The sequence below is a fragment of the Tenacibaculum sp. nBUS_03 genome (assembly GCF_051201695.1).
Taxonomy (GTDB): domain Bacteria; phylum Bacteroidota; class Bacteroidia; order Flavobacteriales; family Flavobacteriaceae; genus Polaribacter.
Window position 1 is genome coordinate 1,413,054 of record NZ_CP179214.1, and the last position, 22,728, is coordinate 1,435,781.

General features: G+C 29.9%; 14 protein-coding genes. 12 read left to right on the forward strand and 2 right to left on the reverse strand.

What is annotated here, in order from left to right; translation table 11 throughout:
* Nucleotides 1–49 precede the first annotated feature (49 nt).
* The 5 genes from ACMFBB_RS06570 to ACMFBB_RS06590 all read left to right on the forward strand — a co-directional run bounded on the left by ACMFBB_RS06570 (nt 50) and on the right by ACMFBB_RS06590 (nt 11,190).
* The gene (locus tag ACMFBB_RS06570; protein ID WP_435263646.1) at nt 50–4,573 is read left to right on the forward strand and encodes a T9SS type B sorting domain-containing protein; all 4,524 of its coding nucleotides are present in this window, start codon (nt 50–52) and stop codon (nt 4,571–4,573) included.
* Nucleotides 4,574–4,644: 71 nt separating this feature from the next.
* Nucleotides 4,645–7,326, forward strand: coding sequence for a T9SS type B sorting domain-containing protein (locus ACMFBB_RS06575; protein ID WP_435263647.1), 2,682 nt, complete (start codon nt 4,645–4,647; stop codon nt 7,324–7,326).
* A 26-nt stretch (nt 7,327–7,352) separates the two neighbouring features.
* Nucleotides 7,353–9,341: an excinuclease ABC subunit UvrB gene (uvrB, locus tag ACMFBB_RS06580; protein ID WP_435263648.1), complete on the forward strand. Its 1,989-nt coding sequence runs from the start codon at nt 7,353–7,355 to the stop codon at nt 9,339–9,341.
* 71 nt (nt 9,342–9,412) lie between these two features.
* Nucleotides 9,413–10,705: a hypothetical protein gene (locus ACMFBB_RS06585; protein WP_435263649.1), complete on the forward strand. Its 1,293-nt coding sequence runs from the start codon at nt 9,413–9,415 to the stop codon at nt 10,703–10,705.
* Nucleotides 10,706–10,791: 86 nt separating this feature from the next.
* Entirely contained in the window at nt 10,792–11,190 is a 399-nt protein-coding gene (locus ACMFBB_RS06590) for a hypothetical protein (protein WP_435263650.1), read from the forward strand.
* A gap of 449 nt (nt 11,191–11,639) precedes the next feature.
* On the opposite strand, the gene sucC is transcribed toward ACMFBB_RS06590, so the two are convergent.
* Nucleotides 11,640–12,842 carry an ADP-forming succinate--CoA ligase subunit beta gene (gene sucC / locus ACMFBB_RS06595; RefSeq protein WP_435263651.1) on the reverse strand — a complete coding sequence of 401 codons (1,203 nt, stop codon included), beginning with the start codon at nt 12,840–12,842 and terminating at the stop codon, nt 11,640–11,642.
* A 243-nt stretch (nt 12,843–13,085) separates the two neighbouring features.
* On the opposite strand from sucC, the gene ACMFBB_RS06600 reads away from it, so the two are divergent.
* The 6 genes from ACMFBB_RS06600 (at nt 13,086) to ACMFBB_RS06625 (ending at nt 17,692) form a co-directional block, all read left to right on the forward strand.
* Nucleotides 13,086–13,982: a DUF5916 domain-containing protein gene (locus tag ACMFBB_RS06600; RefSeq protein ID WP_435263652.1), complete on the forward strand. Its 897-nt coding sequence runs from the start codon at nt 13,086–13,088 to the stop codon at nt 13,980–13,982.
* Nucleotides 13,969–15,570, forward strand: a complete 1,602-nt coding sequence (locus tag ACMFBB_RS06605; protein WP_435263653.1) for a DUF5916 domain-containing protein — start codon at nt 13,969–13,971, stop codon at nt 15,568–15,570. The genes ACMFBB_RS06600 and ACMFBB_RS06605 overlap by 14 nt, the downstream gene beginning before the upstream one ends.
* 92 nt (nt 15,571–15,662) lie before the next feature.
* On the forward strand, nt 15,663–16,325 hold the full coding sequence (locus tag ACMFBB_RS06610) for an ABC transporter ATP-binding protein (protein WP_435263654.1): 663 nt from the start codon (nt 15,663–15,665) through the stop codon (nt 16,323–16,325).
* 49 nt (nt 16,326–16,374) lie between these two features.
* On the forward strand, nt 16,375–16,734 hold the full coding sequence (locus ACMFBB_RS06615) for a hypothetical protein (protein WP_435263655.1): 360 nt from the start codon (nt 16,375–16,377) through the stop codon (nt 16,732–16,734).
* A complete protein-coding gene (locus ACMFBB_RS06620; RefSeq protein WP_435264277.1) occupies nt 16,722–16,925 on the forward strand; it encodes a CPBP family glutamic-type intramembrane protease in 204 nt (67 codons plus the stop codon). Before ACMFBB_RS06615 ends, ACMFBB_RS06620 begins: the two co-directional genes overlap by 13 nt.
* A 2-nt stretch (nt 16,926–16,927) precedes the next feature.
* Entirely contained in the window at nt 16,928–17,692 is a 765-nt protein-coding gene (locus ACMFBB_RS06625) for a TIGR02757 family protein (RefSeq protein WP_435263656.1), read from the forward strand.
* 1,561 nt (nt 17,693–19,253) lie between these two features.
* Here ACMFBB_RS06625 and ACMFBB_RS06630 read toward each other — a convergent pair.
* A complete protein-coding gene (locus ACMFBB_RS06630; RefSeq protein WP_435263657.1) occupies nt 19,254–20,507 on the reverse strand; it encodes an FAD-dependent oxidoreductase in 1,254 nt (417 codons plus the stop codon).
* A gap of 595 nt (nt 20,508–21,102) precedes the next feature.
* Here ACMFBB_RS06630 and ACMFBB_RS06635 point away from each other — a divergent pair.
* Nucleotides 21,103–22,611, forward strand: coding sequence for a GH3 family domain-containing protein (locus ACMFBB_RS06635; RefSeq protein WP_435263658.1), 1,509 nt, complete (start codon nt 21,103–21,105; stop codon nt 22,609–22,611).
* The last annotated feature ends 117 nt before the right edge of the window (nt 22,612–22,728 follow it).

The following is a 22,728-nucleotide window of genomic DNA, read 5'->3' on the forward strand; positions in this document are numbered from 1 at the left end:
GGGGTTTTAAATAACTTAGTTGTTATATATTAGCAAGAAATTATTTAGAATGAAAAAATTACTTATCCTTTTTACATTTTTAACTACTTTTTTAACATATTCACAAAAAGAAGCTAATATTTGGTATTTTGGGGAAAACGCCGGATTAGATTTTAACACAACACCTCCTACAGCACTTACTAATGGGGCTTTAAGTACACTAGAAGGGTGTTCTTCTTTTTCTGACGCGAATGGTAAATTATTATTTTATTCTGACGGGATAACCGTATGGGATAAAAACCATGCTATCATGAAATATAGTAATGGTAACCTTGCTAATGATTTAAAAGGTAACCCATCGAGTAGTCAATCTGGTATGATTATACCAAAACCAAACTCAACAAGTATCTATTATTTATTTACTGTTGATGATGGTCCTGATTTTGATTTTAATACTGGTTCAATAACTGAGCCTGGCAAAGGGTTTAATGTATATACTATTGATATGTCATTAAACGCTGGTAATGGTGAAGTAATTGGTCCGGGAAGAGATCTTTCAAATGGGAATTTCAACGATTTTACCGAAAAGGTTGCAGCTGTTAGAGGAAGTGAATGTAATACCTATTGGATTGTTTCAACAACTGACAATCAGTTTTACTCCTACAAAATTGATAAAAACGGTATTGGAACAGCACCTGTTATATCCAATATAAGTAATAATCTATCAAGAAGAGGCTATCTTAAGCTGTCTCCAGACGGAACTAAACTGGCAATTGCCAATCAAGGAAATAGACAAGCTTTGTTGTATTCTTTTAATAATACTACTGGACAGGTATCTGATGACGGAATTATTCTTACGACCAATTTTGATGGTCAACCTTATGGACTTGAATTTTCAAGAAACTCTAAAAAACTATACGTTTCAACAACGAGTGCTTTTACTGACAATTTAACTTCCCCAAGTACCTATATTCTTTTTCAATTCGATTTAGCTCAAACTAACATACCTGGTTCTAAACAAAGAATACATCTACAAAACGGTTTTAGAGGAGCACTTCAATTAGCTGGAAACGGAAAAATATATGCAACCATACCTCAAACCTATAGTAATCCACTAGGTTTTGCTACTCATTTAGATGTTATTGAAAATCCAGATGCTGCCGCAGCTGACGTAATTTTTACAAAAGACGCCATAGATTTACAAGGAAAAAAATCTACTCAAGGATTGCCCCCTTTTATTTCATCGTTACTTTTACCTATAGAAATCAAAGATCAAGTAACAGGTACTCCTGTGAATGATAAAACTTTACAATTTTGTGTTGGAGACTCTAAAACAATAGCCCCTGACCCTGTTGCAGGAAGTGGTATAGCATATTCTTGGACTTTTAATAACGGTACAACTACCACAAATGTATCAAATGCTATTTCATTAGATTTGAACAACCTAGCTCTTACTGATGCTGGCGAATACAAACTTATTGTTACTTTAACCGATAAATGCGGGAATAAAGTAGAACAAGAGGGTATTTTCAAGGTTGAAATTTACGAAGCTACTTCAGCTACTAAACCTAATGATATTAATTTTTGTGATGCAGATAAAGATGGTTTTAACGCTTTCGATTTACAAAATGACATAACTACTCAAGTACTTAATGGTCAAAGCGCTACTACTTTTGAAGTAACTTATTTTTTATCTCAAGCTGATGCTGATAATAATACTAACGCACTTACAAATCCTTATACAAATCCGACTCCATTTAGTAGCCAAACTATTTATGCTAGAATGCATAACAAATCAGCTCCAAATGCTTGTTATGACGTTAAAACTTTTGCCCTTAATGTAACTGGAAAACCAAGTCCACAAACACCTCCAAACTATCAAGCATGTGATGACGCTATTAATGGTAGTGACATTGATGGATTTTATAATAATTTTATTTTAAACACAAAAGACACTGAAGTTTTAGGAAGCTTAAGTCCTTTAACATATTCTGTTTCATATCATAAAACATTACTTGGAGCTCAAACTGATAACACTACAGATGTTATTAATAAAAATACTCCTTACAGAAATGAAACAATGAATACTCAAACTATTTATGTTAGAGTAGAAAATAACAGCAATAGTATATGTAATGATTCTTCAGTTACCTTTGACCTTATTGTTAATGCTTTACCGACAATTAATAATGTTGTTGAATTAAAACAATGTGATAATGATACTGATGCTTTTGCTGATTTTAATTTAGAAGAAGCAAGAAGTGATATTTCAAGTAATTTCAACAATGAAGTTTTTGTTTTTTATGAATCATTAAATGATGCCCAAAACAATAATAATCCAATCACTACTCCTACAGTATACAGAAACAAAACGGTTACATCTGATAAAGTTTGGGCAACAATAACAAACACAAATGGCTGTAAAAGAGTTTCTGAAGTAAACTTGACAGTTTCTACAACTGGTATTCCTGCTACGTTTCAAAGAGCCTTTACTACTTGTGATGATTTCCTAGATATTGACGGGAATAACACTATTAACAATAATGATACTGATGGTGTTTCTTCTTTTAACTTTAGTTCTGTAGATACTGAAATAAGAAATTTATTTACCGCTACTGGTCAAAAAATTAATGTTACTTATTATAGAAATGAAGCAGATGCAGCCGCAGAAAAAAATGCAATATCTGACATTTCTAATTATAGAAACATAGGCTATGCTAACACTCAAAATATATACGTTCGTGTGGATAGTGATTTAGATAATGATTGCTTAGGTTTTGGACATCATATAACCTTAAATGTAACTCCTACTCCAACTGCAAACATTGTGAGTGACATAGAGCTATGTGACGATTTTTTAAGTGGTGCTTTTGATGATGGTGTAAACATTAACATAAATCTTAGAAACAAAATTAATGCAATATTAGGAACACAATCACCATTAAATTATACGGTTACTTTTCATACAACTGCAGCTGACGCTAACACTGGAGCAAATCCTATACTAAACGATACCAATTACACTAATACAACTAGAGATAAACAAACTATTTATGTTAGAGTTAGTAACAATTCCAGTAATTGTTTTAATGATCATGCTAAGTTCGATATTATAATACATCCATTACCCACAATCTCTAATACTATTCCAAACCTAGAAGTTTGTGATGTACCAACAGTTAGTGATAGTGATTCAAGAAATAGAATAGCACAAAATATCTCTTTAGGAGATAGAGACGTAGATGTTTTAAATGGACGAGTGGCTAGTCAATATGATGTTAGTTATCATAAAACAAGACAAGATGCTATTGATGGTATTAGACCTTTATCTAAAACCAATTATGCAAATGACCCTGCTACAACCAACTTTCCTGCAAACCTAGCTGGTGACGACCCAGCTACTGAAATTGTTTTTATCAGTATAGTAAACAAAACTACAGGATGTAGATACGGTATAGCAACTCTTCAATTAGTTATTCACCCTGAACCCAATATCCCTGTTAGTATTAATAATTATGTTGACTGTGATAATAATTCAGATGTAGCTAATGATGATACCAATGGTATTAATGGAGATATAACTTTAAATAATAAAACTTCTGAAATTTTAACGAATTATCCTGTTACTGACCATAACAAATTTTCAATAACTTTTCATGAAAGCAAAGCTGACGCGCAATCAGGAAATAATTCTTTAAATAAAAATAAATATCAAAACACCTCGAATAATCAAACTATTTATGTCCGTGTAGTTAATAATCAAACTAAATGTGTACATGATGATTTAACGTTTAATATAATCATTAATCCTTTACCTTTCTTCACAGTTGATTCACCTGTAATTGTTTGTTTAAACGCTCCACAAACTCGCTTAGAACCAATAAATCCAGTTGCTACCTATGATTATGAATGGACGCTAAAAGGAAGCAATCTTATTTTGAGTAATGTAGCCTTTCTTGATGTTACAAAAGGAGGTAGTTATATAGTTACTGCAACAATGAAAGATGGTACAGGATGTAAAAGAAGTAGAGAAATTGTTGTAAATGAATCAATAAATCCTACTTTAAAAGAAGAAGACGTAGTAATTGTTGATGACACTAATAATAACGGCTTAGATACATATTCTATTAAAATAATTACAGAAAACAACAATCTAGGTATAGGTGACTATCAATTCGCTTTACTAAATGAAACAGGAAACCAAACTTCTTTTCAAGATGAGCCTATTTTTAAGAATATTACCGGAGGAATATATACCGTTATTGTTAATGATAAAAATGGATGTGTTCCAAACGCTACATTAGATGTATCTGTTATTCAATATCCTAAATTTTTAACTCCAAATAATGATGGGTATAATGACACTTGGAAAATTAAAGGGGCAAACTCAAGCTTTTATCCCTCAAGTAATATTTATATTTTTGACAGGTATGGTAAATCTGTAGCTATTATCCCTATTGACGGAGAAGGATGGAATGGAACATATAATGGTAAAGTACTTCCCTCCAATGATTATTGGTTTAAAATTCAACTCGTTGATAGAAAAGGGAAAACGCACTTACATAACGGGCATTTTTCTTTACTAAGAAAATAATTAATAAATTAGCTGGTGGAGTTTTCACCAGCTAATTTATTATGAGGGCTATAAGTATATTATTTTTATGTATGTGTTCTTTTTGTTATGCTCAAAAAGAAACAAACAATTGGGTATTTGGTAAAAAAGTAACGTTGAATTTTCCAACCTTACCTAAAGCACCTCCAATAACATCTTTTACTAGTGACTTAATTGCAATCGCTGGGAGCTCTAGTATATCAAATAAAAAAGGTGAATTAATACTATACACTGATGGAGTAACTGTTTGGAACAAAAAAAATAAAACCATTCCTACCAACGGTTTATTATTTGGAGACAATGAAATGGCTCAACCAACAATCATTATCCCCAAACCTAATGATGATTCTATATTTTATATCATAACAGTAAAATCATTTTTAGATGTCGGTTGTCCTGATATTCCAATTCCAGTAATTAAACCTGGTTTATATTATACGAAAATAGATATTTCTAAAAACGATGGCACTGTTTTAGTTAAGAATCAAAACCTTCTACCTTTTGAAGTTGGTAAAATATCTGCAGTCCATCATAAAGATGGGGAGTCCATATGGTTTACTACATCAGGTAGAGAAAAAGAAACAGATAAATTTTTATCTTTTTACAGTTTCAAAATAGACAAATCAGGAATAATTAAAACACCTGTAGTTTCTAAAAATTTAAGGCACGAAGGTACTTTTAATGGTATTTTAAAATTTTCTCCGGACGGGAAAAAACTAGCCTCAAGTAACTTAGAAAAAGAATTAGTTTTTTTTGACTTTGATAGTGAAACAGGAATAGTTAGTAATAAGCAAAACTTGATAAAATCGTTAGTTTTCTTTGACCAACCAAGTGTTTATGGTATAGAATTCTCTAATGATTCTAAACTTTTATATACAACCTCTTTCAATAAAAACACAAATACTGAAACATTGTTTCAATATGAATTGGACAATTTACACCCAACCGAAAGGATAAAAAAAATTCATGTTAAAAATCTAAACGGCTATACAAGTTTACAACTAAGTCATAATTCTAAAATATACAAAACTCAAACACGTCCAAATAATAAAACAGGTGATTATTTAGATGTTATTAATACCCCAAATAAAATAGGACTAGACGCTGATTTTACAACAAATGTTATATCAATAAAGGATAAATCAGGAACAGGATTGCCAAATTTCATACAATCTTACTTTAGAACTCGAATTTTAAATGAACAAAGTTGTGTAAATCAATTAATTAATTTTGAAGTTGACACTTACTCAAAAATTACAGCGGCTCTTTGGGATTTTGGAGACGGGAATAGTTCTAATAAAATTTTACCTGAATACTCATATTCATCACCTGGAAACTATAATGTAAAGGTTACTATTACAATTAACAATAGACAAATAACTACATTCAAAGACATTGTAATACACTCTAACCCTTCACTACGAAAAAATCAAAAACTAATACAGTGCGATGTAAATAATGATGGTGTTGATTATTTCAATTTATATAATATTAATAATAAAATATCTCTACCAAATAGCGATTTAACATATCATTTTTATGAAACCAAACTAGATGCAGCAAAAGATACCAATAGAATTACCAATCCTGAAAGTTATCAAAACAAGGCAAATCCACAGTTAATATTCACTAGAGCTACAAATAAAAACAACTGTTATTCGATTGAAAATTTTAGTATTGAATCTTCTTATATAAATGTACCAACCCTAAAACCTATGATAGTTTGTGAAGATTCCGATGGAACAATTAATAACAATATAGGATTATTTGATATTAAAGCTAAAAGATTGGAAATCAGAAAACTTTTAAACCTACCCAGCACTTCAAGTTTAGATTTTTTTCCAACACTAAAAGATGCGCAAACAATTACAAATAGACTTGATGATTCTATAAGTACTACTTCAACTAAAATATGGTTAAGAGTAGATAATTCAATTGGATGTGGTGGTATTAATTTTATTGATTTAATTGTCAATTCTACTCCACAAATAAATTTACTGAATGAATATACCTTATGTATCAATCCTAAAAAACATACTCCAATAATATTGAGTGCAAATTCAACGAATGATAAATTCGAATGGAGAAATGCAAAAAACGATATTATTTCAACTAATAGACTGTTTACTTTAGACAGAACAGGAAAGTTCTCCTTAACTGTATATAAAACAGAAAATAGTATAGAATGCTCTAAATCAAAAACTTTTACGGTTGTCAACCCTAAAAGCCCAATTATAAAAAACCTAGAAGTTAATACTGAAAATAGTCTTAATAACTTTATCAATATAGAAATAGATGGAACTAGTACCTATGAATACTCTATTGATGGACAAAATTATTTTGGTAACACCACAAACTATACTTTTAACAATGTTCTTCCTGGAATTAAAACGATATCTATAAGAGATATTAATAATTGTGAACCTTCAATTCAAAAGGAAGTCTCAATTATTGGTTTTCCTAAATTTTTAACACCAAATAATGATGGTAAAAATGATGTTTGGTTAATTTATGGAGCTAACAATAATTTCTTCAAAACTATAGACATAACCATTTTCAATAGGTTTGGAAAAATTCTTCATAAAATAAATAACAATAATGCTGAATTAGGATGGGAAGGCACTTATAATGGAGAAAAATTACCTTCAGATGGATACTGGTATAAAGCAAAACTTATTGATTATAATAACAAAAGTATTGAAAAAACAGGAAACATAAGTCTAATAAGAAAATAGAATAAAACAATCCGTATTTTTGCTGTATGAACTTTAATTTAGAATCTGAATTCAAACCTACAGGTGACCAACCTCAGGCAATTAAACAGTTAGTGAACGGAATTTTAACCAATGAAAAATACCAAACCTTACTTGGTGTTACTGGTTCCGGTAAAACATTTTCTATTGCTAATGTTGTTGCAGAAGTAAATAGACCAACACTTGTTTTAGCACATAACAAAACATTAGCTGCTCAGTTATATTCAGAATTTAAACAATTTTTTCCTAACAATGCTGTAGAATATTTTGTTTCTTATTATGACTATTATCAGCCAGAAGCCTATATCCCTGTAACTGGAACTTATATAGAAAAAGACCTCTCAATTAATGATGAAATTGAACGCTTAAGAATAAGCACCTCTTCTTCGCTTCTTTCCGGTCGTAGAGATGTTCTTGTTGTTGCTTCAGTTTCTTGTTTATATGGTATTGGAAACCCTAATGAGTTTAAGAAAAACGTTATACCAATTAAGGTAGATCAACAAATTTCTAGAACAAAATTCTTACACCAATTAGTCACCAGTTTATATGCTCGTACCGAAGTAGAAATAAAAAGTGGAACTTTTAAAGTAAAAGGAGATGTAGTTACTATTTATCCATCCTACGGTGATAGCGGATATCGTGTACATTTTTTTGGAGATGAAATAGAAGAAATAGAAACCTTCGATATAGAAAGCAATCAAGTAATCGATAAATTAGACGAACTAACGATTTACCCCGCTAATTTATTTGTTACCTCTCCTGACGTTTTACAAAATGCCATTCATAAAATACAAGATGACATGGTAAAACAAGTAGCGTATTTCAAAGAAATAGGAAAGCATCTAGAAGCTAAACGGCTAAAAGAAAGAACAGAATTTGATTTAGAGATGATCCGCGAATTAGGATATTGTTCTGGTATTGAAAACTACTCTCGTTATCTAGATGGAAGAGACCCAGGAACTCGTCCATTTTGTTTATTAGATTATTTTCCTGAGGACTACTTAATGGTTATCGACGAGAGCCATGTTACAATTCCTCAAACTCATGCTATGTATGGTGGAGATAGAAGTAGAAAAGAAAATTTAGTTGAATATGGTTTTCGACTGCCTGCTGCAATGGACAATCGTCCTTTAAAATTTGACGAATTAGAAGCATTACAAAATCAAGTAATTTATGTTTCTGCAACACCAGCCGACTATGAACTTGAGAAAACAGAAGGTATATTTGTTGAACAAGTAATTAGGCCTACTGGATTATTAGACCCGGAAATAGAGGTGCGACCTAGTTTAAATCAAATTGATGATTTAATTGAGGAAATTCAAATACGTGTAGAGAAAGATGAACGTACCTTAGTCACCACATTAACAAAACGCATGGCTGAAGAATTAGCTAAATATTTAACCCGAATCCAAGTTAGATGTAGATACATACATTCAGATGTTGATACTCTGGAACGTGTTCAGATAATGCAGGATTTACGTAAAGGTATTTTTGATGTTTTAATCGGAGTTAACTTATTACGTGAGGGGCTAGATTTACCTGAGGTTTCTCTTGTTGCCATTTTAGATGCTGACAAGGAAGGTTTTTTAAGAAGTCACCGTTCAATAACCCAAACAGTTGGAAGAGCTGCTCGGAATGTTCGTGGAAAAGCAATCATGTATGCTGATAAAATAACAAATAGCATGCAGCTAACCATTGATGAAACTGCCAGAAGAAGAGAAAAACAAGTTAACTACAATACTAAAAATGGAATCACGCCAACTCAAATTAATAAAAAGTTAGATAATACCCTATCAAAAGATACAATTACCACCTATCAATACGATAATGCTATTCAAAAAGCTGCAGAGCAAGACTTAGAATACTTACCTAAACAAGAAATAGAAAAACGAATTCGTGAAAAACGAAAACAAATGGAAGAGGCTGCTAAAAATTTAGATTTTTTAGTTGCTGCTCAATTACGTGATGAAATTACTGTTTTAAAAGAAAATTTATAAAACCTTTTTAAAACAGTCTTATAGTATTAAGTTTGCGATTTTAAAAAATTACTAACTTAATACACTATTCTATGAAAATTAAAATTACATTAATAGTTCTATTATTAATAGGACTAAATTCTTTTTGTCAAAACAATTATGAAAAAGGCTACATCATAACAAATGATAATACTAAAAAAGAGTGTTACATAAAAAATGAAGATTGGCTAAACACACCAAATCAATTTCTTTATAAAATTTCTTTAAATGCTGATTCTAATATTGGTTCTATAAAAAACATTAAAGAATTTGGAGTTGTTAATGTTTTTAAATATAAACGATTTGATGTAAATATTGATAAGTCAAGTCACAAACTTGACAAGCTAGATCATTCTAGACAATCATCATTTATTGAAGAAACATTATTTTTAAGAACCTTAATAGTAGGTTCAGTCAACTTATATAGTTATAGAAATGGAGATTTAGTCCGTTTCTTCTACAAAAAAGGTAAAGAATCAATTAATCAATTAGAATATAAATTATATAAAGATATTAATAACCGTATAGGTAAAAATTTAAACTATCTAAAACAACTAAGAGAATATTTCCCTTGTAATAAAACAAATACTAGACGTATAAAATATAAAGAAAGAGATTTAGTTGAGTACTTTATTAAATATAATTCATGCAATAACAATTCATATGATAACATTGAAAATATTAATTATTACTCAATTAAAAGCAAACATAAATCAAAATTTAATTTCTACGCGAAATTAGGAATCAATTTTTCAAAACTACAACTTTCTCTTCCAGGAACCCTTGTTAATGAAGAAAAAGAAGCTAATTTTGATTTAAAAACCATATTTTCTCCGGGGATTGAAATAGAATTCCAATTGCCTTTTAATAATAATAAATGGGCTCTATTTATTGATCCATCGTATCAATCATATAAATCAGAAACAATACAAAAACACTCTTTTCTTTCCTCACAAAACAAAATCTACAGCATAAGTTATAAATCATTAGAGTTACCTTTAGGTGCTAGATATTACTCTTTTTTAGATAATCACAAAACACATAAGTTATTTTTTAACGCAGGTATAACCATTGATATCCCTTTTAACTCTTCAGCTACCGAAAAATTTAACAGTCAATTTAGCCCACCTAAATCTTCAACAATTTCCTTTAAGCTTATTCCTAATTTCTTTTTAGGTCTCGGGTATGTAATGGATGAAAAATACAAAATAGAGTTTAGATATAATGTATCAAGAAAATTAAATTTATCTAGTTTTAAAAATAACAGTTCGGTAATCGGCCCTCAACATTTTTGGCAAAGTAGTTATGATACTTTTGCTATTATTTTTAGTTATAAACTATTTTAGTTTTCATTAATTAAAAATATTGGACTATCAATCAATTTTTTGATATTAGAATAAAAATTATAATTTCATTATTAAATAAACTATAAATGAAAAACTCAATACTCTTTTATATTTTATTTTATTCAGTGATTTTTAAGATCAACTCTCAACATAAAAAAATCATCTATGTAAATGAAGCTTATAAAATCACAACCTTTTTAAATTACAAGAAGAAATTAAATTCAAAACTGTTTGATATTGCCATTGTAGAGAATGATTCTGCAATTTTTAAAAAACTTAGATATAATCAATATTTTGGAAAACTTCATAAATTAAAAAAAAGTCAATTATCAAAATTACTTCATAAAAGATATAAAATAGATAGCTTTAAAGTATGGTTGATACATTATATCGATTCTATTCCTAACATAAAAAAAATGCCTGAAGAGTCAGGAATTGAATTTATAGATTCTTTAGGGAAGTCTACAGGTATTTTTTTTAAGTAACAAAAAATTCAAATCCGACTATAAAAAATATCCTTACACTGGCCACAGACATACTCAGAGTGCAAAAGATTTTATTAAAGGAATTAAAAAAGAAAAAGAGAAAATTCATAATAATATAGAATTACTTCATTTTTATAACTTTAATAAAGGATTCCCTACCAAGAAATTAAATGAACTGAAATACTATGAAGATCAACAAAACTTGATTAGCAGTCTTTTTTCAGACAAATTAAAAAAATTTCCTGTCATTATTCTTCATCCTAACGGTGAATTCTATGTGGCACAAAAAAATAATTTCAAAAAAGAAAGAAGGATGTTAAAGAAATCATATTTTAATAAAAAGAAAAAAAAGTGGTTGAACATCATCAATAAATTAAACAAATAAAAGACGTTTTACAATTAATTGTAAAACGTCTTTTTATATTTAACTAAAAATTAATTTCAGTTGATTAAGCTTTTACACTTAAAACTTCGCCAACTTTATCAGCAGCCTCCTGGAACTCAGTTGCTGAGATAATTTCCATTCCACTGTTATCAATTAATTCTTTTGCCTCTTTAGCATTTGTTCCTTGCAAACGACAAATAATTGGTACGTTAATTTTGTCTCCCATACTTTGGTATGCATCTACAACCCCTTGAGCAACACGATCACAACGAACGATTCCTCCAAAAATGTTTACTAAAATAGCTTTTACATTAGGATCTTTTAAAATAATACCAAAAGCAGTTTCAACACGTTGTGCATCAGCAGTACCACCAACATCTAAAAAGTTAGCTGGTTCTCCACCTGCTTGCTTAATTAAGTCCATAGTACCCATTGCTAGTCCAGCTCCATTAACCATACATCCAACGTTACCATCTAAATCTACATAATTTAAACCTGCAGCCTTAGCTTCAACTTCGATAGGGTTCTCCTCACGTAAATCACGCATTGCTGCATAGTCTTTGTGACGATACAATGCATTTTCGTCTAAGGTAACCTTAGCATCAACTGCCATAATTTTATCATCAGAAGTTTTTAATACTGGGTTAATTTCAAACATTGAAGAATCTGATTTAATGTAAGCAGTATATAATGCTGTTACAAATTTCACCATCTCTTTTAAAGCTCCTCCAGACAACCCTAAATTAAAGGCTACTTTACGAGCTTGAAAAGGCATTAAACCTAATGCTGGATCAATTTCTTCTGTAAAAATTAAGTGCGGAGTTTCCTCTGCAACAGTTTCTATATCCATACCTCCTTCAGTAGAATACATAATCATATTTCTACCAGTCGCACGGTTTAATAAAACCGACATATAGAATTCATTTGGTTCGCTATCACCAGGATAATATACATCCTCAGCGATTAAAACTTGATTTACCAATTTTCCTTCTGCAGAAGTTTGAGGGGTGATTAACATCATACCTAAGATGTCATCAGAAATACTTTTTACCTCATCTAAGTTCTTAGCCAACTTAACTCCTCCTCCTTTTCCACGACCACCTGCGTGTACTTGTGCTTTTATTACATGCCAACCAGTTCCTGTTTCCTCAGTTAGTTTTTTTGCTGCCTCAACAGCTTCTTCTGGTGTATTTGCTACAATTCCGCGTTGTATACGAACGCCAAAACTGTTTAAAATTTCTTTACCTTGATATTCGTGTAAGTTCATTAGATAAGAATGTTTTTAAAGTCGAACAAAAATACAAATTCAATTGATAATATATTGCAATTTATTTTTTATTTTATTCTTTATATTAAATACACCTACTAATAGGTTTGACTTTCACATTTATTTAACATAATATCTGTAACGATCATTTTTTTAACAGGTCTTTACAGTAATTAACAGGATTTTATGATTTCTGAGTCTGAAACATAAATAATTTAGCAAAATATTACACACGATAAACATATGCATAGAATAGCCTTACTCTCATTAGTGTATTTGATGATTCCCCATAAATCAAATTCACAAAGTTTAAACAGCAACCGTAAAAAAATCGAAGCCGTAAGAACAACAGCAGCTCCAAAAATTGATGGAGTTATTGATGATGAATCATGGAAAAGTGCTGAGGTTGCTAAAGATTTTGTGATGATGCGTCCAAACAATGGAGAAACTGAAAAAGATACACACAAAACAGAAGTTCGATTGTTATATGATAATGAAGCTATCTATATTAGTGCTGTAATGTATACCCCGGATCCTACAAAAATCCCTGCTGAATTCACCAATAGAGATAATTTTGGTAATTCTGATTTTTTTATGGCCATGATTAATCCAAATGATGACGGTCAAAACTCTACAATGTTTATTGTCACTGCTTCGGGGGTTCAAATAGATGCAAAAGTATCAAATGGGAATAATGAAGATTATAATTGGAGTGCTGTTTGGAATAGTGAAATTAAAATTAATGACACCAACTGGACGGTAGAAATGAAAATACCTTATAGAGCATTGCGTTTTGCAAATGAAGATGTACAATCTTGGGGAATGAATTTCCATAGAGAAACTAGAAATTTAAATGCTCGATACACATGGAATCATATAGATAACACTATCGGTAAATGGACTCAATACGATGGTTTAGTAGAGAATTTTAAAAACATTAAACCTCCTACCAGACTAAGTTTTTACCCATATGCTTCAGGAACTGTCATTTCAACAAAAAATGAAACAAATGCTGATTGGAGTGTAGGAATGGATATTAAATATGGTATTACGGAAAATTTCACACTTGACGCTACTTTAATTCCTGATTTTGGTCAAACTGCCTTTGATAATGTTTCTTTAAATCTTGGTCCGATTTGAACAACAATTTTCGGAACAACGTCAATTTTTTACTGAAGGAACCGAATTATTTACAAAAGGACGTTTATTTTACTCTAGAAGAATTGGATCTAGACCTATTGACCAGTTTGATGTTAATAGTCAGTTAGAAGCCAATGAAGAGATAACCGATGAACCAAACAAAGTAGATATGCTTAACGCTATTAAAATATCTGGTAGAACTAAAAACGGTTTAGGTATTGGTTTCTTCAATGCTATTACTGATAAAACTGAAGCTACAATTTTAAATAAAACTACCAATGAAACTAGAAAAGTTGTAACGAATCCTTTTTCTAATTATAATATTCTAGTGTTAGATCAACAGTTTAATCAAAATTCAGCTATAACACTTATAAATACTAACGTAACTCGTGATGGTCGGTTTAGAGATGCTAACGTAACTGGTTTATTATGGCACGTAGAAGATAAAAAAAGTAGATATAATATTGATGGTTCTTTTAAAATGAGTGCTATTTCTGATGATGCCAATAATCCTAATAATGGATACACTTTTGACACAAGTATAGCAAAACAATCTGGAAATTGGGTTGGAGAAATTGGATATCAATTTGAAAACAAAGATTACAACCCAAATGATATGGGGATTTTATTTAGTAATAATGAACAAGGTATATATGGTTTTGTTAGGTATAGAATTTTACAACCAAAAGGAATGTTTAATAATTATAATGTAGGTCTTTACTACAATGTTAACTTTTTACACTCTCCAGGAACTTATACAGGTTCTAGTGTTAGGTTATCATTTGGTTCCCAAACAAGAGAACGATTTGGTTTTGGTGGTAATATAAATTATGATACGGAAGGAAAAGATTTCTTTGAACCAAGAGAAGGGTCAACGAGTGGAATTTACTTTAAAACACCAATGCGCTTAAATATTAATCACTGGGGATCTTCTGATTATAGAAAAAAGTTTGCTGTAGATTACAATTGGTATTACACTTTCTTTAAAGACAACCCTAAAGAGAGTTATGGTTTTCGTTTTGCTCCAAGATACCGTTTTAGTAATCAGTTTTCATTAATATATGGTATACGGTATAACAAAACAAATAGAGAACAAGGTTATGTTACAAAAATTAACTCTAGTGATGTTTCCAGTACCCCTTCATTAGCTCCTCTTTTAGATCAAATTATTTTTGGAGAACGCGATTGGACTACTTATGATAATTCTTTAACAGGAAAGTATAGTTTTAGTACAAAGTCAGCTTTATCTCTTACTTTCAGACATAATTGGAGCAAAGTTCCTTATCATGATCAATACTATAGTTTAAATAAAAGTGATGGAACTTTAATTGCTAACAATTATAATAGTAACAACGATAAAAACTTTAATAGTTGGAATTTAGATTTAAATTATGTTTGGCAATTTGCACCAGGTAGTCAGTTAATCGCATTTTACAGAAATTCTATTAATCCTGACAATGATTTCGCTCCAGCAGATATTGATTTTTCTGATAATATAAATCGCCTTTTTAAAGAAGATATGCAACATACTTTTTCATTAAGATTAGTATATTTTATAGATTATAACAATTTGAAGAATATTTTATAGTAATCTATTTTTAATTTATAGAATCAGATAAGCTTTATTAATAGGTTTATCTGATTTCTTTTTTATACATTCGTTTATCTAACATACTATCTATGATTGTTGCTAAAAATGTCCATAAAAAATATGGAGATGTTGAAATTTTAAAAGGAGTAAATCTTCATATAAAAAAAGGAGAAATTATTGCTATTGTAGGACTTTCCGGTGCGGGTAAAACAACACTTTTACAAATTTTAGGAACCTTAGACAAACCTCAAAATGAGGTTGATTTTCAATTAAAAATTAATAAAACTTCTATAAAAAAGCTAAGTGATAAAGAAATTTCAATATTTCGTAATCAACATATTGGCTTTATTTTTCAATTTCATCAACTTTTACCAGAGTTTACTGCTATAGAAAATGTTTGTATTCCTGCCTTTATAGGCAAAAAAGGAAAAGCTGAAACTGAAAAAAGAGCCAAAGAATTACTTGCCTTTTTAGGATTATCTGAAAGAGAACATCATAAACCAAATGAATTATCTGGTGGGGAACAACAACGAGTTGCAGTTGCCAGGGCTTTAATTAACAACCCATCAGTAATTTTTGCTGATGAACCTAGTGGAAATCTTGATTCTATGTCTGCTAAAAACTTACATGACTTATTTTTTAGGCTTCGAGACAAATTTGGACAAACTTTTGTTTTAGTTACTCACAATCAAGAACTCGCTGAAATGGCTGACAGAAAGTTGGTAATAAAAGATGGAGTTATCGTAGAATAATGTAACATTTCTATTTTTTACGCTACCTATAACAACAAATTTACCTTTTATGAAAAATACTTTTCGAGAACTCATTACCTATTTAAAAAACCCTGTTTTAGAAAAAGATAAAAATTCGAACCTAAGCTATAGATTTACAAAATTTATACACTTACTCATTATCTGTATCCTTACAAGTGGAATTCTTATGCCCTTATTTTATTTAATTGAATATTTAGGGTTAATTGATATGGAAAAACATGCTATGGAAGAAATGATGAAAACCTTATCTAAACCTATGATTTTTTTCTTTGCTGTTGTGTTGGCTCCTTTAATTGAAGAGCTAATTTTTAGGGGCCAATTACCTTATTCAAAAATAAAACATCATATAAAATTGCCTTTTACACTTTTGCTATTATATTTGGATTAGTTCATATTACTAATTATACCCTAACTACAAATGTAATTTTATTGACACCTTTTTTAATAGCCCCACAAACAATTCTAGGTGGTTATTTAGGTTTTATTAGAGTTCGTTTTGGCTTGCATTGGAGTATCCTACTTCATGCTTGTTACAATGCTTTTTTTATGACAATGGCGTTTGCTGGAGATACTATTTAAAAATGAAAAAACAAGATCTTAAAGAGTTTCTTGAAGAAAAGGTTGTCAAATACAACACTTCAAATTTTATTGAAAGTGACCCTATTCAAATCCCTCATCTTTTTACACAAAAAGAAGATATTGAAATTGCTGGATTTTTAGCAGCTACAATTGCTTGGGGTAATCGTAAAATGATTATTAAAAATGCTCTTAAAATGATGGACTTAATGGGCAACTCTCCTTTTGATTTTGTTATAAATCATACAGAAGACGATTTGGCTAGTTTTAATGGGTTTGTTCATCGAACATTTAATGCAGATGATTTCAAATCATTTATAAAATCTATCAAAAACATTTATACAAATCATGGAGGCTTAGAAGATGTTTTAAAACCTACTTTGAATCAAGACAATTATCAAATAGCTATACATAATTTTAAAAAGATTTTTTTTGAAATACCTCATCAAGCTAGAACCTTAAAACATGTTTCTGACCCAATAAAAAATTCAGCTTCAAAACGTATCAATATGTTTCTACGATGGATGGTTCGCAACGATAAGTCTGATGTAGATTTTGGCATCTGGAAATCACACTCTCCTCAAAATTTACACTGTCCATTAGATGTTCATTCTGGAAATGTAGCAAGAAAACTAGGACTTTTAGACCGTAAACAAAATGACTGGAAAGCGCTAGTTGAACTTGATGATAGCTTAAGACTTTTTGATCCTAAAGACCCTGTAAAATATGATTTCGCATTATTTGGGCTAGGAGTTTTTGAGAAGTTTTAAATGTAATAAAAAGACATCAAACTAATTCAAATAAGCCTATCAAAACTTGTTCATATTCCCTAATTTACTATTGTAGAACAAGAGAACAGTAATTATCGTAATAACTTAAAAAATTACAGATCCTTACTCGACAGGAAAAATCATAGCTAAGAAAAGTAGCTACTTATGTAAGTAGTGAATTCATTCAAAAATATTTTGTTTGGTTTGCTTACATAAACAAATCACAAACCAAACAAAATACTTAACATCACTCTACAATTAAAATATTAAAAACTAAACCTGTTACTCAAAATCAAATTAAACAGAACATCTATTAATAAATTACTTATTAAATTTTGAACAAATAGAATTTAAACTAATGGAGTCGTTTTTAATAAAAAAATGATGTGATTATAGATTTTTAAATCTAAAAAAAATTAAAGTTGGCTCATCTTAATAAGTTTGAAAAAAGTATGAGAATAGCTAGCACATTTAAAAAAATAGTCAAGGTTAAATAATAGTTACGCTTTTTTTTGAAATTTTCTAAATATGATATGCTTGTAAAATAAGCTCCTCCCCAGTTTTGATGCTTGTAAATTAGTACACAGTTTATAATAAATAAATGACTTGCAGTTAGTATTCTTGCATGAAAAAATTCTTCGGAATTGTAAGCAACAATAAAAGAGGCGATATGTACAAGGGCAACTGTTATTTTCGGCAATAATGATCTGTGTTCTACAATTAATATATTTAATAACCAAAGTAAGTAAATAAGTTGTAAATATTTTGGAGCATTTCCTCCCCAGAACTGTATTTCATTATTGTCAGTGATTTGAACACCGCTAGCATTGAATCTCCATAAAATAATTGCAATAGATAATGCTAGTGATATTGGTATGCTTGACCAAGCTTTTTTCTGAACATTTGTAACTATAAAACCTGTTATCTGTAAAAAGAAAAAAAGGCAAAAACCATAATCGAGGGCCTAGACCAAATAGGTGAATCAATAGGTGAAAATTTTGTAATTAAACACAAAATATTGAAACTTGTCTCTAACACTATCAACCTCGTGATTTCTTTGAAATTCTCTGTTTTTTTAAATAAGGGAAGACTGATTATAAGTATAATAATTGATATTGATAGTTCATGCCATACACTTACACGTGCTAAAGAAACAATTCCTTGACAATATAATATGGCCATGAAGAAAAACAGAAAAGATGTTACAATTTGGTAATAATAACTCTTTTCATCTTTTGTTTTTAATTTGAAGGATAACATATGTATTCTTTTTAGGATAGTTTTATTTCTGTTACAATATCATTAACACACAATTCAGCGTTTTCCATACTCCTCTCTATGGTTGATGGAACAGTCCATTTTTGATTTCGATGATTAAGCCATTCTCCAGTAACAAAAATATTGGAAGCCGAACAAGAGTTTGTAAAAACCTTATTGGAATGAGTTGGGTTTTCTAGTTGATTTTGAAATAACCAATGCGCGGGACTTCCCTTAGAGTCTAATATTTCCGGTCCTTTATACCAATTTTTATAGTTAGGAGTATTGATTTCTTCCTTATTTATTATTGAAGCTCCTGGTCAGATTTTATAGTTGTCAAGAATAAGGACTTAAATTTAGGCGATGATAATCCCATCTGTGCAAGTATTTCTTCATGAATTTCTTCTTCGTTACATTCTATAAGTGGCTTATTAAACAAAATACCTTTCGATTTTTCCATCCTAGTAGCAGTTATTGAAACCGTTGCTTTTATATTTTCTGAAAAAACAGTATTGTTGTACTTGCCGCTATAGTATATTTTATAACTAAGCCCCCAAGCAGAATCTATTATGATACCGATAGATTTATTTTTAAGTATGGAAGGAATTTCTTTTAAATGTAATTGAAAGCCGTGACTTTTTACTCCTTCAACATTAACTAGTGGCTTCAATTCAGGCAAAATATTTAATGTTTGTTGTGGAGGAGTGGCAATGATAAAAAAATCGGCTTTAATCACTTTCTTGTTCTCTAAAATTGCATGTTGACATTTAGAATCTTGATATTTCATGTCTTTTAATAAAGAATTAAAGTAAAAATTTACTCCTTTATCTTTAAGATATTCATACCAAGGAGTGATTAAAGATTCATTTATAGGGCCGTTAAGGGTTAAACTATATGAATTAGGAGACAAAGGAGTCGGAGTTATTTTTTTGTTTAGTAATAATTGAATAATATCTCCTGTTCTTGTGTTGTCAGTGGCAGCAATCCAAGAAGAAAGAACTTTTCTCAAAAAAGAAGCTAATAATGGACGAGAATCGTATTCTAAATAGCGTGAAATAGGAGAATCCAAATCACTTTTTTTTATTTTTTTTTGAGTTAACTTATTTCTAAACCAATAAATATCCCTAAGTGGAACACCATCAATAAACAATGACATTGCAGATTTTAAATTATAAACTGATTCAGTAAAAAAATTAAAATATTTTTGAGAAAAATGTACTGTTTTGCTTCTTTGTGCCCAAACAAATTGAGCTTTTGGAAGTGGTTCAATTTGACACATTAAATTAGCTCCTTTATGTGTAGAAATTTCTCTTAAGGTTTTAAGAAACACTGGATTTGAGGAGAACATCTGTCTGTGTGTTAATTCGTAAGGAAGACCAGAATTCATGTATCCTATACATTTACCACCAGGTTGATCTCTTGCCTCGAATAAAGAAACTTTTAAACCTTTTTTTATGCATTCATGAGCTGCTTTTAATCCAGAAATTCCTGCTCCAAAGATTGCGACATGGTAATTAGCATCGTAGTTTGCCTTTTGGCTAGTTAAATTTGATAACATATAATTGATTTTAGGGTAAAACACCATCGAAAGTTATCTAGTTAATTATCTAACTGTAACTCACGCGGTGATATAGTCTTTAAGACTTATTATTAATATAGTATGTAATACGGATTAGTATATTTTCAATACGGATTCATCTGAGGAATAGGAAAATATACAAGACTTTATATTTATGTTGAATAAACAGTGTAGTTTGGGGACATTATTTTCGTTTGGTTTGGGGGTTAATTATAAGTTAAATATACATGTTTTTTGATTTTAATTTAATAGCTAAAATATGAGAAATGAAAAATATGTAGTTGTAATTAATTAACGATTTTTAAAATAATTGTTTGTCAATATTTTAACTTTTTTGCCAGAAACCTAACCAACCTTAATTAACATAAAATTAACATAATATTGATTTTTAATTAGAGGTTATTAAAGTTACAAATACTTAAAAACACATTGTAATTATGAAGTTAATTATTCTTCATTTAGCTTTAAAAGTCTTATTTTGCAATGATGATCTTCATCAAATAAAAAAACAAAACTACTTGTAAAGAGTGGTTTTTTATTACTAACCAACTTTCACATAAAACGTATCTAGATTATGATAGGTATACTTAATGTCATTTTTAGACATAAAGAAATCAATTACGAAACAAAAGAAATTCTGGAATGTCAATGGAAAACATTGAATAAAATATTATCGCTATCGGATAAAACAGAATTTGGAAAAAAACACGGATTCAAATCGATTCATTCAATCAAAGAGTATCAAAAACGTATTCCGATAATGCATTATGAAGATATTGCTCCTTTTTGGAACCTTGAGGCTTCAGGAGAGAAAAATGTTATTTTTAATAAGTCCCCAGAATATTTTGTTGAATCTTCAGGTACTACAGGAATTAAAAAACTCATACCTGTTACCAAGCACTTATTGAAATCGATCCAAGCCTGTAAAAACAGAATGTTAAGTGTAGCAATGAAAAAAAATAAAAACTATAATTTTTTATCAAAGAAACATTTAATTATTTGTTCACGTATTGAAACAGGAAAAACATCAGGAGGCATTCCTGTTGGTATGATTTCAGGTTTAATTACCAGAAAAAAAACTCCAAAATTTGCTCAATATCTTCTAATTCCTTCTGAAGAGACAATTAATTGTATTGGTTTAGAAGAGAAGTTTTTAAGATATAAAGAAGAGGTAGTGGGCCATAAATTTGGAACAGTTGCTGGTATACCAGCCTCTGTAGTTGAGTTATTAACTTATCTAAAAAAAAATCTTTCAGAAAAAGAATATGCTCATTGTTTTGACGAGGTAGAAATTTTATTAACATCAGGGGTTAATTACCGTCCCTACAGGCAAAAGCTAGAGGAATTATTAGGGAAAAAATTTTCTTACATAGATTCATATGTTAGTAGCGAAGGCTTTTATGGAGGGGAGGCTGAAGAGAATCCGGATGTATTTCAATTTTTTCCAAAATCAGTTTTTTTTGAATTTATCCCTGCAGATAACTATTGGAATAACGACTATAATACAAGACTTCTCTTGCATGAAATAGAAGTAGATCAAAAGTATGTTATAGCTGTTACTACTGGAAACGGAACCTTTAGCTATATTTTAGGGGATGTTATAAAAGTATGTTCAAAAAAACCACTTCGATTTACAATTGCAGGACGTACTTTACTAACGCTAAATCTTGTTTCTGAAAAAACCTCAATTACGCAAGTAGAAAATGCAATTACACAATTTAGCAATCAAAATGGAGTGATTGTTAAAGAATTCTTCCTAGCAGAAAATTTCGATAGTAATAAACCGTCATATTGCTGGTATTTTGAAGAAACAGACTTTTTTCGAAACCTTAATGAATCATCTAAAATAGAGCTATCTAAAGCTCTTGACAAGTCACTTTGCGAAGCAAACCCTCTCTATGATTATTTTTTAAATGAAGTCCAAACAATGGAGGCAAGTACTATTCATATTATTTCTAGTAACGGAATAAATAATTGGTTCAAAAGAAAGAATAGTGATCCTATCCACAAGAAATTACCAAGGATTATTTTGGATAAACAGTCGGTTAATACAATTGTGAAGAATAAAACAATTTTAGTTTAGTAGGAAGAGTTACTAGAAGCCTTTTTAACACCTACTATTTTACTTCATAATTGGCGAGTGTTTATTATCGCATAAACAGATTAGAAACCAAATAAGTAGTTGTTGCAAATATGTATT

What these genes read in the sequence shown, in the direction of transcription:
- ACMFBB_RS06570 (WP_435263646.1), top strand. Translation starts at nt 50, where the DNA reads ATGAAAAAATTACTTATCCTTTTTACATTTTTAACTACTTTTTTAACA.
- ACMFBB_RS06575 (WP_435263647.1), top strand. Translation starts at nt 4,645, where the DNA reads ATGTGTTCTTTTTGTTATGCTCAAAAAGAAACAAACAATTGGGTATTT.
- uvrB (WP_435263648.1), top strand. Translation starts at nt 7,353, where the DNA reads ATGAACTTTAATTTAGAATCTGAATTCAAACCTACAGGTGACCAACCT.
- ACMFBB_RS06585 (WP_435263649.1), top strand. Translation starts at nt 9,413, where the DNA reads ATGAAAATTAAAATTACATTAATAGTTCTATTATTAATAGGACTAAAT.
- ACMFBB_RS06590 (WP_435263650.1), top strand. Translation starts at nt 10,792, where the DNA reads ATGAAAAACTCAATACTCTTTTATATTTTATTTTATTCAGTGATTTTT.
- sucC (WP_435263651.1), bottom strand. Translation starts at nt 12,842, where the DNA reads ATGAACTTACACGAATATCAAGGTAAAGAAATTTTAAACAGTTTTGGC.
- ACMFBB_RS06600 (WP_435263652.1), top strand. Translation starts at nt 13,086, where the DNA reads ATGCATAGAATAGCCTTACTCTCATTAGTGTATTTGATGATTCCCCAT.
- ACMFBB_RS06610 (WP_435263654.1), top strand. Translation starts at nt 15,663, where the DNA reads ATGATTGTTGCTAAAAATGTCCATAAAAAATATGGAGATGTTGAAATT.
- ACMFBB_RS06615 (WP_435263655.1), top strand. Translation starts at nt 16,375, where the DNA reads ATGAAAAATACTTTTCGAGAACTCATTACCTATTTAAAAAACCCTGTT.
- ACMFBB_RS06625 (WP_435263656.1), top strand. Translation starts at nt 16,928, where the DNA reads ATGAAAAAACAAGATCTTAAAGAGTTTCTTGAAGAAAAGGTTGTCAAA.
- ACMFBB_RS06630 (WP_435263657.1), bottom strand. Translation starts at nt 20,507, where the DNA reads ATGTTATCAAATTTAACTAGCCAAAAGGCAAACTACGATGCTAATTAC.
- ACMFBB_RS06635 (WP_435263658.1), top strand. Translation starts at nt 21,103, where the DNA reads ATGATAGGTATACTTAATGTCATTTTTAGACATAAAGAAATCAATTAC.